Origin of the sequence: Corynebacterium sp. CCM 9203 (genome assembly GCF_041357675.1) — a bacterium.
GTDB lineage: Bacteria > Actinomycetota > Actinomycetes > Mycobacteriales > Mycobacteriaceae > Corynebacterium.
Genome location: NZ_JAUERY010000002.1, coordinates 500,013 through 513,470, shown reverse-complemented (window position 1 = coordinate 513,470; position 13,458 = coordinate 500,013). Strand labels below are relative to the sequence as shown.

Here is a 13,458-nt window from a genome sequence, read left to right as displayed (position 1 = left end):
GGTTACCCTGTCATCAGGACCCCGTGCGGCGTACATCTTGTGAACTCCCCCAGGGCAGGAATGCAGCAAGGGTCAGCGAGCTCTGACGGGTGCGCGGGGTCCCCTTATTTTTCTCGGAGGTGCACCGGCAGTAGTTGGCGGTGCACCTTTTGCGTGTCCGCTTCTTTCTGGGGGCGTGCTCCAGCCGTGGTGCCCGTCGGCGGCTACAGTGGATTGCGAAAGACACCGTCTGCTGCCGGGGCTGATTCCCGGGCGGGTGTCCAGGACTGTTTTGCACCCATTCACCGTGGAAGGTGGCACCTATGCCGTTGCAGGATCTCGATGCGAAGGAACTCGCCGATTTCACCGGGGAGATCTCGGCGAAATATGACGAACTTAAGGCCCGGAACCTGAAGTTGGATTTGACGCGCGGCAAGCCGTCGGCGGAGCAGCTTGATTTTTCCGAGGAACTCCTCAGACAGCCGGGCACCGGTGAGCACGTCACGGCTGATGGCATTGATGTCCGCAATTACGGTGGGTTGACAGGCATCGTTGATATTCGCGCGATCTACTCTGATCTGCTGGGGATCCCGGTGGACCAGATCTGGGCTGGTGACGCGTCCTCCCTGAATATCATGTTCGATCTGATTCTCGCGTCCTACGTTTGGGGAAATAATGATTCGGAAGTGCCCTGGCGTGAGCTCGATAAGGTTCGGTGGATCTGTCCGGTCCCGGGCTATGACCGTCATTTCACCATCACGGAGCATCTCGGCTTCGAGATGGTTACTGTTCCGATGACGGATGAGGGCCCGGACATGGATGTCGTCCGTGATCTGGTCAAGGATCCGTCAGTCAAGGGTATGTGGACCGTTCCGGTGTTCGGTAACCCGACCGGTGTCACCTTCTCGGAGAAGGTTTGTCGTGAACTCGCTGAGATGGAGACCGCCGCCAGGGATTTCCGTATCGTGTGGGACAACGCCTACGCGGTGCACACCCTCACCGATGAATTCCCGGTCATCCACAATGTCATCGATTTTGCGGAGAAGGCCGGTAACCCGAACCGTTTCTGGTTCATGACATCGACCTCCAAGATCACGTTCGCGGGTGCGGGTGTTGCGATCTTTGCGTCCTCGAAGGAAAACCTGGCCTGGTACGGCACTCACGCGGGTGTCCGGGGCATCGGTCCGAACAAGGTCAACCAGCTTGCGCACGCCCGCTATTTCGGCAACGCCGAGGGGGTCCGGGCCCTCATGCGTCGGCACGCCGAATCGCTGGCCCCGAAATTTGCCAAGGTCCTCGACATCCTCGACACCCGCCTCGGTGCGCACGGTGTAGCCACCTGGACGAAGCCGGAGGGTGGATACTTCATTTCTCTTGACGTTGTCGACGGCACCGCTTCCCGCGTGGTTCAGCTCGCGAAGGAGGCCGGGATTGCGCTGACCGGTGCCGGGTCCTCGTTCCCGCTCCACGATGATCCGAACAACCGCAATATCCGACTCGCTCCGTCACTCCCGCCCGTTGAGGAACTTGAGGTTGCCATGGACGGCGTTGCCACCTGTGTGCTCCTTGCCGCGGCGGAGAAGTTCGCGGGCTGATCCTGGCCCTATACTCGTTTCACCGACATGTGACCGGTGACGAGAAGGAGGGGCCCGGTGGACCTCAAGGAAACGACCTACTGGATCAACGATCTCATTCCGGGGTCACTGGAGGTGCACCGGATCGGTGATTTCCACATCGGTTCCGGTGTCCTCGATTCCGGGGAACGCCTCGCCACCACCCTCGACTTCGGGCGGATCGACACCGGGCTGATCACCGATGCGTCCAGTATCTCGGAGTCCGCTGCTGATAGTGTGCCGACGGTGCCCACCGATCTCGACGCCTGCCCCGTCGATGTGCGCAGTGAGATCTTCGCTGTCGCTGCGGACACCTATGACTGTCTTGATCGTGTGGTCGCGGCGTCAGCGTCGCTTCTCCGGGACGCCATGGGTAGGATTCCGGCGTCCCCGGGGCAACTGCTGCCGGGTGTCGGTGTTCTCGGGGGTCTCATTGCGGAACCGGATGTGACGGTGCGTCACGGGCTCCTCGTCGTGCCGTACGTCTGGGCGCGGGGTGTACCCCGCATGCTGGAGAAAGCTGGGGAGGTGGGCTCTGATCCGGGGGTCGGTACGCGGCCGGTGAATGCCCGTCTGACGGTGTTGCTTCAGCTCATCATGCTTACCGATGACGAGTTCTCCTACGCCAGGACGTACGGCATTCCGGCACTCCAGCAGGCGATGGTGGAGCAGAACGTCAACCTGCTCGATCTGGGGCGCTGAACTGAGGTGCCCGCACGCCGGTAGGCTGGGGGAGTGGCTCTTTATCGTAAGTACCGTCCCGCAACGTTCTCCGAGGTCATCGGCCAGGAGCATGTCACCGACCCGCTGAGCGTGGCGTTAGATTCCGGCAGGATCAACCACGCCTATCTCTTCTCGGGGCCACGGGGTTGCGGTAAGACGTCTTCCGCGAGGATCATGGCGCGTTCGCTGAACTGTGTCGAGGGGCCTACGTCGACGCCATGTGGCACCTGTAACTCGTGTGTGTCGCTCGCTCCGGGGGGACCCGGGAATCTCGACGTCACCGAGCTTGACGCAGCCAGCCACAACGGAGTCGATGACATGCGTGAACTTCGCGACAGGGCGTTGTACGCGCCTGCGGAGTCCCGGTACCGGGTGTTCATCATCGACGAAGCTCACATGATCACCACTGCGGGGGCCAATGCACTGCTGAAAATCGTTGAGGAACCCCCGGCACATCTCGTTTTCATTTTCGCCACCACGGAACCCGAGAAGGTTCTGGGTACCATCCGTTCCCGGACCCACCACTACCCGTTCCGGCTTCTCACCCCGCCCGCGATGCGTAGTCTCCTTGAGCGGACCTGCAGAGCCGAGGGCGTTGATGTGGAGGACGCCGTCTATCCACTCGTGATCCGTGCGGGTGGTGGTTCGCCGCGGGATTCGCTGTCGGTGATGGATCAGCTTCTCGCGGGGGCGGGCCCCCACGGTCTGACCTATGAGATGGCTGTCCCATTGCTCGGCGTCACGGATTCTTCTCTCATCGACGCCGCCGTCAACGCCCTCGCGCAGGGGGACCGTGCAACGATGTTCCGTACTGTCGCCGACGTCATCGAAGCCGGGCACGATCCACGCCGCTTCACCTCCGACCTCCTCGACCGGTTGCGTGATCTCATGATCCTGCAAGCGGTTCCAGGGGCTATTGAGATGGGGCTTGTTGACGTGCCCGCCGCCCAGGTAGCCGGGATCACCGAACAGGCCTCCGCTTTCGGGGGGTCCGCGCTCGCTCGGCTGGCGGCACTGGCCAATGACGGCCTCGACGAGATGCGTGGTGCCACCGCCCCCCGACTGCTCCTCGAAATTCTCTGTGCCCGCATGCTGCTGCCCGCAGGCACAGACAGCGTTGCTGGGGTGAGCCAGCGACTCGATCTCATCGAACAAGGGCTCAGTCAGCTTCCCGACGCGCCGCCCCCCGCCCGGGCGGCGGCACTCGCCGCCAGTAATCAGGAGCAGAGTCAACAGCAGTCCGAAGCCTCGACCTCAGCCGATAGTGGGGTTACGCAACCATCGCCGGGGTCACCCAGGGAGAGTGTTCGCCGAGCCCGTGAAACCGCGGAACGCATCGCCCGCCGCGGCTCCTCCCGCACCCGGAAACCCACAGAAACCCCTGCGCCGACACCCACCCCGGAACCGGGCCACCCCCCGGCAGAAAACACGGACAGTGCCGCCCGCGGCGTCGATAAACGCGAGGAAGTCCCTGCCGCCGAGGACCCCGCTGCTCTCGTTCGGCGTAACTGGGAGCAACTCCGTAGAACCATTGGAGCGAACAACAAAGTCGCCGAGATCATGCTCACCGAAGCCACGGTGCTCGGAGTCCGGGGAACAACCCTCGTCATCGGGCACAACACCGGGGCACTCGCAGCACGCCTCAATGCCCCCACCAACAACGGAGCCATCGTCGCGGCACTGAAGAACGAACTCCAGCTCGACTTCGATGTTGTCTGTGAGGTGGGGACCAGCCCTTTTGACTTCGCGCCCCCGGCTCCGCCGGAGGTCCCTGCCCAAAGTGCGCCGAAACCGGAGTCGGAGCCTCAACCGGAACCTGCGCCAGACCGGGAGATGACGCCGCACCAGGAGATAGCACCGAAACCGAGCCCCGAGACAGAGAACATGAAGCAGGCGCGCCAAGGCCCCGCCACGGAGACCTCTGTCGATGAGCCGCCCGTCGACGGTTGGGCCGCGCCCGCGCCACTCGGTGGCCCGGCATCCGAGACCCCGGCAGACACCGGGAGCACCGGTGACGGGGGGGAGCGGCCCGAGCGGCTCACCTCCCCGGGGGAACGGTCATGGAAGGGCACCATCACCCGCGTCACCAAACAGCGGGAACAATATCCCACCCCACGGGAGGAGGGCGCGAGCGAGGACACACACAGCTTCACCGGAGGCGTGCCTTTACCTCCAGAGCCTTTCGATGACGATGCCCCCATGCCCGATGACCCTTACGGGTATTCCGATGATGAGGGTGTTCCGCGTGTCGGGGAAGCACCCATGCCGCGACAGGCCATTTCATCGTCGGAGGTCTCCCACCCCGATGTGGGTCGGGAACGTACCGATGACCAGCCGCAGCAACCCGGACCTGCTGACCCGGACCCGGTACACGGGATCGACGAGGAGGAAGAGGACATGCTACGGGAAGCGGAATCCGGTCCAGGAACCCTCGACCGGCGTACATCCCGGGATATCGCGATGGAGCTTCTCTCGGCGGAACTCGGCGCACGTCAGCTCTGAACCGGAGCAACGGAAGGTAGACTGCGCACAGACGGCCACCGGTTTTCACCGGGGGTCATGACAGCGTGCGAAGTACCGCACACCAATGGAACCCACACCAGGAAGGTCACTCAATGACTCAGCCCGACATGAACCAGATTCTCCAGCAGGCCCAGGAAATGCAGGCCAAACTTGAAGCCGCCCAGCAGGAGATCTTGGCCTCCAGCGTCGTCGGTGAAGCCGGAAACGGTCTGGTGAAGGCCACCATGACCGGTAACGGCCAGGTCACTGCCGTCACGATCGACCCGAAGGTCGTTGACCCCGAGGACATCGACACCCTTCAGGATCTGATTGTCGGAGCGTACGAGGACGCGCACCGTAAGGTCGCGGAGATCGCCGAAGCCAAGATGGCGCCGCTCTCGCAGGGCTTCAGTGGTGGTGACCTCGGCGGGCTGATGGGCTGATCCTCCCCTCTGCCCGAATTTTCCCACGGAACCCGCCTCACCGCTCCCGCAGAGTGAGGCGGGTTCCGTGCTGCCGGGTGGACGCGTCATTTCGCACTTTGTCCTCGGGCCGTGGCGAACCGTAGTCTGATCAGGGTGTTCGGCCTGCTGTTCAGGTCGGTCAGCATAGTCCATCCCCGAACAGGAAAGAGAAGCGCCGGTGTTTGAAGGACCACTCCAGGACCTCATCGATGAGTTGTCCAGGCTACCTGGCGTGGGGCCGAAGTCGGCGCAGCGCATCGCGTTCCACCTGCTGACCGTCGAACCGGAGGATGTGACCCGGCTGCAGAATGCGCTGGGGGCGGTCCGGGATGGGGTGGCCTTCTGCCGGATATGCTGCAACATCTCGCGGGAGTCGGTGTGCCGGATCTGTGCAGATTCAGGCCGTGACAAGGGTCTGATCTGCGTGGTGGAAGAGCCGAAAGATATCCAGGTCATCGAACGGACCGGTGAGTACAACGGTCGTTATCACGTGCTCGGGGGCGCACTGGATCCGCTGGCGAACATCGGCCCGAAGAACCTGAACATCTCCCCACTGCTGCAGCGCATCGGCGGGGTATTGCCGGATCGTGAACTGGCGGATTCGACGCCGGAGGAACCGAAGTTCGATGACGCGCCGGAGATCACCGAGGTGATTCTGGCTACCGATCCGAACACGGAAGGGGAAGCGACGGCGTCGTATCTGGCACGCCTGCTGCGGGACTTCCCGGGCCTGATCGTATCCCGACTGGCCTCGGGCATGCCGCTGGGCGGGGATCTGGAGTTCGTCGACGAGCTGACGTTGTCCAGGGCGCTCAGCGGTCGGTTGACCCTCTAGCGCAGTCGTTCCGCGCGCAGCTTGTCGACGATGTCGAGGTCCAGCGGAGCGAGGTCCGTGAGCTCGGTACCGAGTGCCCGGGCGAGGATGAGGTCAGCGAGTTGCGGGTTGCGGGCGAGCGCTGGGCCGTGCATGTAGGTGGCGATGACGCTGCCCTGGACGGCCCCTTCTGCGGTGGTCTGCGCGCCGGGATCGTCGGCTCCGGTGGCGCCGTGGGTGTCGCAGTTACCGACACCCCGGGTGACGGTGCCGAGGGGTTCGGCATCGGGACCGAGGATCGTGGCACCCATGTGGTTCTCGAAGCCGGTGAGCGGCTGGTCGAGAGCTGCGCTGATACCTGCGCCGGTGGGCATCGACGCGACCTCACCGATGGTGCGTTGCGCCAGTGTGGAGGTGGTGGCGTCGAGCAGCCCGACACCGTCGACGGTGCGGCCCGCCGCCCGGAAGGAGGTACCCAGCACCTGCAAGCCTGCGCAGATCGCGAGGATTGGCCGCCCGGCGTCCGCCGCCCGACGTAGACCACCGTCGCTGATGAGGTGCTCCGCCGCGAGGATCTGGGCCGTGTCCTCACCGCCACCGAGGCAGTAGGCGTCGAGACTCTGCGGCACCGGGGTGCCGAGAGATACGGTGTGGATCTCTGCCGTGATACCACGCATGCGGGCACGCTGGCGGAGGACCAGGGCGTTGCCGTCGTCACCGTAGGTACCCAGAACCTCCGGGAGGATGAGGCCGATAGTCATCTGGGTCATTGCTTGTCCTCCGTGAGTTTGGCCAGTGCGCGGCGCAGATCGCGGAAGGCCGTGTAGTTCGCGAGCACCTCGATGCGTCCCTCGGGACAGGCGCGGATCGCGTCGACGGTGTTCTTGACCAGGGTGTGGTCGATGTCGGCGTAGGTGAGCCGGACCGCCAGATCGGTGCCGCGTTCACCAGCGGCGATGACGGAGAGTTCCCCGAAGTCCTCGAAACGGACATCCCAGATCCAGGACAGATCCTCACCGTCGGCGACCTGACCGTTGACGGCGATGACGAGCCCGTCGGCGGTGCGGTCGACCATGCTCAGCGCCTCCTGCCAGCCGGCGGGGTTCTTCGCCAGCAGCATGTGCACGTCACGGCCCTCGAACCGGATGGTGGAGTACCGTCCGGCGACGTTGTCCACCGCCTCCACCGCTGTCAACGCTTCCCCCACGGGGACAGCGTAGTGCCCTGTGGCGGCGGCGATGGCCTGGGCCGCGTTACCCCGGTTCGCAGTACCGGGCAGGGTGAGATTCACGGGATGGGTCGCCCCATCTGGTCCGGTGAGACCGTCGCCGGTGATCGTCCACGCCGGTGTGGGACGGCGGAACTCGCGACCGTCGGGTAGTTGCTTCACGGCATACCAGTCGTCGCCGTCTCGGACGATGTGCCCACCGGTGCGGGGACAGGAGACCGAGTCCCCGTGCCAGCCGTTACCGGCAGCGACCCACACGACGTTCGCTGCGTCGTAGGCGACAGACGTCATCAGCACGTCATCACAGTTCGCGATGACGGTCATGTCCGGATTGTCGGTGACGCACTGCCGCAGCGCGCGTTCGATGGAGTTGATCTCCCCGACGCGGTCGAGCTGATCGCGGGTCAGATTGAGCAGCACCAGGCAGTCGGTGCGGAGCCGACGCGTCACACCGGGCACGTGCAGTTCATCGCATTCAAGGACGATGTGGCTGGCGTCGCGCCCGCCGAGCAGCGCGGAGATGATGCCGGCGTCCATGTTGTCGCCGCCCTCATTGGTCACCACGTCGAACCGGGTACGGAGCGCGGCGACGAGCATGCGGGTGGTGGTGGACTTACCGTTGGTGCCAGTGATCAGGGTGACGGGGCGGCCTTTGCCGAGCCCCTCCATGATCGCGGGATCAATGGCGCCGGCGACGAGGCCGCCGATCATGCCGCCCGCGCCACGTCCGGTGGCCCGTGACGCCGCCGTCGCGGCCGTCGCCGCGAGGGTGGCGACGGTGGTGCGCAACCGCTTCACGGGTGCTGGGAGGTTGAGTTTCATTCTGCCGAGTCTACCGCCCGATGCTACTGGTCACTCCCGGGTGCCCGGTACGATGTCGCCGCCGACGATTTCAAGGAAAGCGGAATCGCTGATCAGTGGGATGCCCTTGCGCGCGGCGTGCATCGCCTTCCCGGACAGGTCGGTGGTCTGGTTGCACACGACGAGACTCGTGGCGCGGGTCAGCTTCTCAGAGTAGTTGAGGTTCGCGCCGACCGCTGCAGCGATGATGTCGTCCGGATCGGCCGCGATCTCCGGGGAGACGACAATTTCCATGCCCTCGGTCAGCGGTGTGCCGCGCTGCCAGGGGCCGGGGTTGATGAAGCGGCGTTCCGCATCGGCGGCATCGACGCGGAGGTGGCTACGTTGCAGACCGAAGCGGTCACTGTGGAGGTTGCCGGGGTCCAGGCGCGCGAAGGGGCGTTGCTCATCGAGGGCCGCTGGGCCACCGTAGGCGTCGAAGAAGAGCTGCGCGATGAGCCGGTTGTCGGTGCGGGTGTGTTCGGATTCGCGAATATCCGCTCGTTCCACGGATGCCACTGGCGTCGGCGCATCAAGTCCGAGGGTACGGGCGACACCTCGGATCCGGGTGTCATCGAGTTGGACCGACCGCCTGCGGGCGGTCGCGAGTGTGTCGATGATCGCCACGGGTCGGGGCACATGCCCGGGTCTGCGCTTACGGCCCCGGGCCCGACGGCCTCGGTTCGTCCGGTTGGTGTTGCTCCGGATGGCACGCCGGGATTCGGAGACGATGAATCCCCAGACCCGGGGCGCGTTGTGGACCAGGAGGGTACGGCCGTCGATGAGCCTGGTCACCGAGCGCAGAGCGTTGTCGAATCGCTGTCCGGAACGGATCTCTGCGAAACTCAGGCCATGGAGATGGGGAGGGCCGGGATCCGTACCCGGGTTGAGGACTGCGTGGTAGGAATCGACCTCATCGCCGGTGGGTGAGTAGGTGACAAGGTCGATGGCGACGAGGCGTGCGGTGCTGGGGTGGATGCCCGTGGATTGGATCGCCGCAACGACATATGGCGCGGCGGCGATCTCCGCAGCGCGATCGCGCTGGCGTTGTGCGCGGTCCCGGTTGTCTCCGGAGCGCTCGTTCGCGCTGTCTGTGGTGCCGGGCATCGTCGTTGTCATCACCTCCATCATAGGCTCAATGGTGGTGAGGTCGGTGCGCAGGTATCGGGGATTCATGACTAATCTGGACGGCATGATCCCGATGAGTTCTCCCCACCACCCGGTGCGCCGGGTAGGACGTAAGACGGGCCCGAAGCCCAGTTTTTCGGTCGAGGATGTTGTGGATGCTGCGTTGGAGATCGGTATTGCGCGTTTCACCCTGGCTGAGGTGGCGAAGCAGATTGGGGTATCGACGTCGGCGGTGTATCGCGTGTTCGATAGCAGAGATGATCTCGTTGATGCGTGTCTGGCGCATGGAGCGGCGTCAGTGGAGTGGCCGGACGCCGCCGCTGGATCGTGGCAGGAACTGCTGAGACAGTGGGCGGAGACGACGTGGATGGTGTGTGAGCGGTATCAGGGTCTGGATCAGGTTCTGTTCACGTTCCCCGGGGCGTTTCGTCACATCCAGGGAATCGCCAGGACGCTCGTCGATGCGCTTCATGAATTTGGGTTCACTGAATCCCAGGCTCTGTTCGCACTGGATTTCATCGGGGACACGGTGATATCCACGCACATCAGCATTTCTACGATGCGAGGAACGGGGGAGGACGGCCGGACAGGGTTTGAGAAGTTGGTCGAGGTGGCGCAGGAGGATGATGCGTTCAAGCCACAGGAGTCCTGGATCGGGAGGGGATTCCTGGACTCGAAGCTCGATTTCATCATCGCGGGTCTGGAGGATCGGCGACCGGAGGTGTAACCGGGTTTATCTGTGCCAGCAAGAAGAACGACACCTCACCCCGGTTCGTGACCGGGATGAGGCGTTTCTTTGGGACGTGAAAAGCCCCCAGCGGCGTTGCTGGGGGCTTTTTGGAGGGAGGGAGGGTTACTTGTCTGCGGTGGTTTTCTTCGCTGCGGCCGGCCGGGTGGTTTTCCTGGCGGTCTTCTTGGCCGGGGTGGCGGCTTTGGCACTGGCCAAGATGGTGTCGATGGTGGCTTGCATCCGCGACAGCTCGGCCTGGTGCCTTTCCTCGTCACGCTGCCGTTCGGTTTCCAGCATCTCGGCTTTGGTCTCGCCGCGCTCCTGGACGCGGGTTACTCGGTAGTCAGCCCCCCGTGTCAGATTGGCGCACAGCCCTCTAGCTGTGGTGATGTGTGGCTGCCTGAAGCCGGGTTTTCCGGTGATCCTGTTTTCCCTGTTCGTCCCACTGTGACAAGTTGGCAGTCAGCCTCTGACCTGCATAGGTGGGGCGATTGCTGGCGGACGGCATTTCGCCAATGTGAAGCCCGTTTTGTGGGCGGGTGCGGCGGCTTCTTTCCCGGCTGCTGTGGGTAATAACGCCGGTCTGGCCTGACCGGTCGATGGTGGCGAATGGAAAAGCACTGTTCGCCCAACTATGACATTTTGGCAGTCATGCCCTGGCCTGATAAGTGGTCGAGTGTGGACCATTTTCAAGATGTCGAGAAAGCCCCCGTTGCCAGTTCTATTTGGTAGTAGAATAGTCCGAATAGGGGGTGGTTCGGAGGTGATTTTATACACGCATCTATTGGAAATCTGTTTCCAAACGCGATAGGTTCTCGACTGCCGGGGACGACAAGTATTCTCGACCGGAAAGGCGTGATCGTGATGCAATTTGGGTATGTCCGACCGTGTCGGCATACGGTGAAGACGAGACGTTGTGTGGTGGCGGCAATTACGGCCATCTCTCTCGCAAGTGGATTCATCGTGCCAGCCAACGCAGGCGTTTTGATGACTGACCGTGCAGGTAATACGACGGCGGCCGGGGACCGTTCCGAAGATGCAAATTTGGCCACTATAGAAGAAGCTCTTACTTGGCTTGGTGATGCGAGTCCGGAAGAGATACGTAAGGCTTATGAAAATAGGAATGCTGTGGAGGAAGAGCGTGGAATCCCACTTCCTGGCCCTGCAGCGATTGTCGGATGTGTTCTCAATGCCGCGTGGGTGTTCCGTGACGGCTACGATGCGGATCGAATCTACTATCAATTAGCGGACCTTGTTATGGGATGTGCTGGCATCCCATTCGCTTCCGCTTTGACTACGAAAGTCGCGAAGCTGATTTGGCAGAACCGTCAACGGATCGCAGCCGCGCTGGGTGTCGTCGGCATCACAGCAGCCCAGCTTGCTCCGTTCTTGAATGCACCTGAGCCAGAATGATGCGGTCCGGGTCTGTTGCGGTGGCCACTGTAATACTGGCCACCATTGGTTCATTGTCGCTGGCTCTGGCCTACTTTGGCGGCGGCTCTGGTGCCTCGTCCTTCGAGTATTGGTACTTCTCGGCGTCGACCACGATGGCGGCGAGTGCTGTACTTGCCTACCAGTACTGGAAGTGGCGTCTCCCCGACGGTGATGGCCGGGGAGAGCCGGTAGTCATCGCAGGGATCTGTGGTCTCTTCGCGATTGGTTGCGTGGTCACCGCTGTGCTGGATCTCCAAGCAAAAGGGATGGTCACGTTCTTTTCGATTGGTGTGGCGGCCAGTGTGCTGGCAGCTTCAAACGTAGCGTGGAAACACCGCCGTTCGTAAACCGTCGCAGCCAGTATTTGCGCGGGAATGGCCTAGTTGAACCGTTGCCGAGCACTAGAGCAATAACGAAAAATGGGAAAAGCCCCCAAGGGTGTTCTGGGGGCTTTTCCCATTTTTCGTTATGGGGCTACTGCTGGTTGAGAGCGGTGATGATGGCAGTGCGGCTGACTCCGAACAGTTCAGCCAATCGCCGTTGGGATTCCCCGGCTGCGTGTAGCTCGCGGGCGCGGTCGGCCTGGGCGGGGGTTAAGGCTTTGGGGCGGCCACCGATCCGGCCGCGTTTGCGTGCGGCTTCTAGTCCTTGCATGGTGCGGTCTCTGAGCCGGCCGGCTTCTAGTTCGGCAAAGGAGGCGGCTAGCCGGTAGAAAAATTTTCCTTCACTGGTTGATGTGTCCACCCCGAGTCGAAGAATTTTCAACCGCACTCCACGCTGTTGAAGTTCCTCGGCGGTGTGAATGATCTCTACGGTGGTGCGCCCTAGCCGGTCTAGATCGCACACCACAAGGGTGTCGCCCTCGCTAAGCACTTCAAGACATGTCTGAAAGTTCGGGCGCTGCATCGTGCGCCCGGTGTAGTGGTCCGTGTAGATGTGCTCGACACCAGCGGCTGTTAGTTCGTCTGTTTGCCGGTCGGTTTTCTGCGTCCTGGTCGATACCCTCGCATACCCGTAAACACTCACACCCCGACCCTACCGGTTAACGGCCGGGGTTTAACAGACCGACCAACAGGTAAAATAGTAGCCGGTTTACGCGCGTCTACAAGTGGCTCTAAAACGATGGGTTTAACGCCAGTGAAAGAAGAAAAGGGGCGCTTCTTTCTCTCTGTTGTGTCACGTTCCGGTGCGTTGTCCTGTGCTGTGTCTCCACCATTGTCACGGCCCAACCGGAGCGAAGCGGAGGACGGGAGCGCGCGTTAAAGGCGGGGGAGTCGCTACTTGTTGCCGGTTTGTGGGTTAGTGTTCTGCCGATAGTGTGGCCGGTTTTGTGTCCGTAGGTGGTCCGGTGTCGCGACTTTTTGTGGCACGGATCGGTCTTGTTGTGCTCGCCGGAGGCGACCGTCTGCGGCGGAAAAAGTGGGTAACTTTTGCTTCGAAGTGTGCCAGTTATCTGTGCGTGAAGTGCTTCGTAGTGTCGTAGCGGCGTGCGTTTTTTCATGCGGTGTGCGCGTTCCTCTGGCGTGCCAGGTGTGCGCGTGCGAATGGTCTGATCCCGTGCCCCTTCGCCTGCTGCGTGCCTGCCCTGCACTGCCCACTGAGATTCTTGTGGGGATACCGGGGAAGTGTAAACATGTTTACATGAGTGGGTTGTGAGTCTTCGGCTTACGGATGATGAGAAAAACCGGTTGGATGCACTGGCGGAAAAACAGGATGCCCGCGTGCGTTCTACATCCGTGAAGCGTTGGGTAAGTACCTTGACGAGTTGGAGCATGTCTACTCGGTGCGTGCCGAGCATGAAGCCGCGCGCCGCCGGGAGCGTGCGACTGTCTCACTCGAAGAGCGTGAGCGAGAGCGGTTGGAGGATTGAGTTCACCCCACACCCCAAGTACCCGTACAAAAAGAAAAGCAGACTCAACACGTGGTGTTGGGTCTGCTGTATGAAGTAGTCGGCCTTGATGATCCCCGCGTTCGTGGTCAAGTCGAGGCGTGTGGGTGACGCC

General features: G+C 62.5%; 14 protein-coding genes and 1 other RNA gene. 10 read left to right on the top strand and 5 right to left on the bottom strand.

Features of this window, described 5'->3' with window-relative positions:
- The first annotated feature begins 12 nt into the window (after positions 1-12).
- The 6 genes from ffs (at position 13) to QWU44_RS05655 (ending at position 6,116) form a co-directional block, all read left to right on the top strand.
- Positions 13-109, top strand: an RNA gene (ffs, locus tag QWU44_RS05680) — signal recognition particle sRNA small type.
- Between the two features lie 193 nt (positions 110-302).
- Positions 303-1,574 carry an aminotransferase class I/II-fold pyridoxal phosphate-dependent enzyme gene (locus tag QWU44_RS05675; RefSeq protein WP_370914714.1) on the top strand — a complete coding sequence of 424 codons (1,272 nt, stop codon included), beginning with the start codon at positions 303-305 and terminating at the stop codon, positions 1,572-1,574.
- A gap of 57 nt (positions 1,575-1,631) precedes the next feature.
- On the top strand, positions 1,632-2,294 hold the full coding sequence (locus tag QWU44_RS05670) for a hypothetical protein (protein ID WP_370914713.1): 663 nt from the start codon (positions 1,632-1,634) through the stop codon (positions 2,292-2,294).
- Positions 2,295-2,327: 33 nt separating this feature from the next.
- Complete coding sequence (locus tag QWU44_RS05665) at positions 2,328-4,817, top strand: DNA polymerase III subunit gamma and tau (RefSeq protein ID WP_370914712.1); 2,490 nt, start codon at positions 2,328-2,330, stop codon at positions 4,815-4,817.
- A gap of 113 nt (positions 4,818-4,930) precedes the next feature.
- Complete coding sequence (locus QWU44_RS05660) at positions 4,931-5,260, top strand: YbaB/EbfC family nucleoid-associated protein (protein ID WP_370914711.1); 330 nt, start codon at positions 4,931-4,933, stop codon at positions 5,258-5,260.
- A 199-nt stretch (positions 5,261-5,459) separates the two neighbouring features.
- A complete protein-coding gene (locus QWU44_RS05655) occupies positions 5,460-6,116 on the top strand; it encodes a recombination mediator RecR (protein WP_370914710.1) in 657 nt (218 codons plus the stop codon).
- Here the strand turns inward: QWU44_RS05655 and QWU44_RS05650 are convergent.
- The 3 genes from QWU44_RS05650 to QWU44_RS05640 are packed head-to-tail and all read right to left on the bottom strand — an operon-like array spanning position 6,113 to position 9,282.
- Positions 6,113-6,865 (bottom strand): type 1 glutamine amidotransferase, encoded by a 753-nt coding sequence (locus QWU44_RS05650; protein ID WP_370914709.1) that lies wholly within the window; start codon positions 6,863-6,865, stop codon positions 6,113-6,115. The genes QWU44_RS05655 and QWU44_RS05650 overlap by 4 nt on opposite strands.
- Positions 6,862-8,145, bottom strand: coding sequence for a MurT ligase domain-containing protein (locus QWU44_RS05645; protein WP_370914708.1), 1,284 nt, complete (start codon positions 8,143-8,145; stop codon positions 6,862-6,864). The genes QWU44_RS05650 and QWU44_RS05645 overlap by 4 nt, the downstream gene beginning before the upstream one ends.
- Positions 8,146-8,175: 30 nt before the next feature.
- Positions 8,176-9,282: a DNA polymerase III subunit epsilon gene (locus QWU44_RS05640; protein ID WP_370914916.1), complete on the bottom strand. Its 1,107-nt coding sequence runs from the start codon at positions 9,280-9,282 to the stop codon at positions 8,176-8,178.
- Between the two features lie 55 nt (positions 9,283-9,337).
- Here QWU44_RS05640 and QWU44_RS05635 point away from each other — a divergent pair, with 55 nt between their 5' ends.
- Positions 9,338-10,018: a TetR/AcrR family transcriptional regulator gene (locus tag QWU44_RS05635; RefSeq protein WP_370914707.1), complete on the top strand. Its 681-nt coding sequence runs from the start codon at positions 9,338-9,340 to the stop codon at positions 10,016-10,018.
- A gap of 126 nt (positions 10,019-10,144) precedes the next feature.
- Here the strand turns inward: QWU44_RS05635 and QWU44_RS05630 are convergent, their stop codons facing one another.
- Entirely contained in the window at positions 10,145-10,318 is a 174-nt protein-coding gene (locus tag QWU44_RS05630; protein ID WP_370914706.1) for a hypothetical protein, read from the bottom strand.
- A gap of 666 nt (positions 10,319-10,984) precedes the next feature.
- Between QWU44_RS05630 and QWU44_RS05625 the strand changes: the two genes are divergently transcribed.
- A complete protein-coding gene (locus tag QWU44_RS05625; RefSeq protein WP_370914705.1) occupies positions 10,985-11,434 on the top strand; it encodes a hypothetical protein in 450 nt (149 codons plus the stop codon).
- 20 nt (positions 11,435-11,454) lie between these two features.
- Entirely contained in the window at positions 11,455-11,802 is a 348-nt protein-coding gene (locus QWU44_RS05620) for a hypothetical protein (RefSeq protein ID WP_370914704.1), read from the top strand.
- A 127-nt stretch (positions 11,803-11,929) separates the two neighbouring features.
- Here the strand turns inward: QWU44_RS05620 and QWU44_RS05615 are convergent, their stop codons facing one another.
- Positions 11,930-12,481 carry a recombinase family protein gene (locus QWU44_RS05615; protein WP_370914703.1) on the bottom strand — a complete coding sequence of 184 codons (552 nt, stop codon included), beginning with the start codon at positions 12,479-12,481 and terminating at the stop codon, positions 11,930-11,932.
- 718 nt (positions 12,482-13,199) lie between these two features.
- On the opposite strand from QWU44_RS05615, the gene QWU44_RS05610 reads away from it, so the two are divergent.
- Positions 13,200-13,325 carry a hypothetical protein gene (locus QWU44_RS05610; RefSeq protein WP_370914702.1) on the top strand — a complete coding sequence of 42 codons (126 nt, stop codon included), beginning with the start codon at positions 13,200-13,202 and terminating at the stop codon, positions 13,323-13,325.
- Positions 13,326-13,458: the final 133 nt, after the last annotated feature.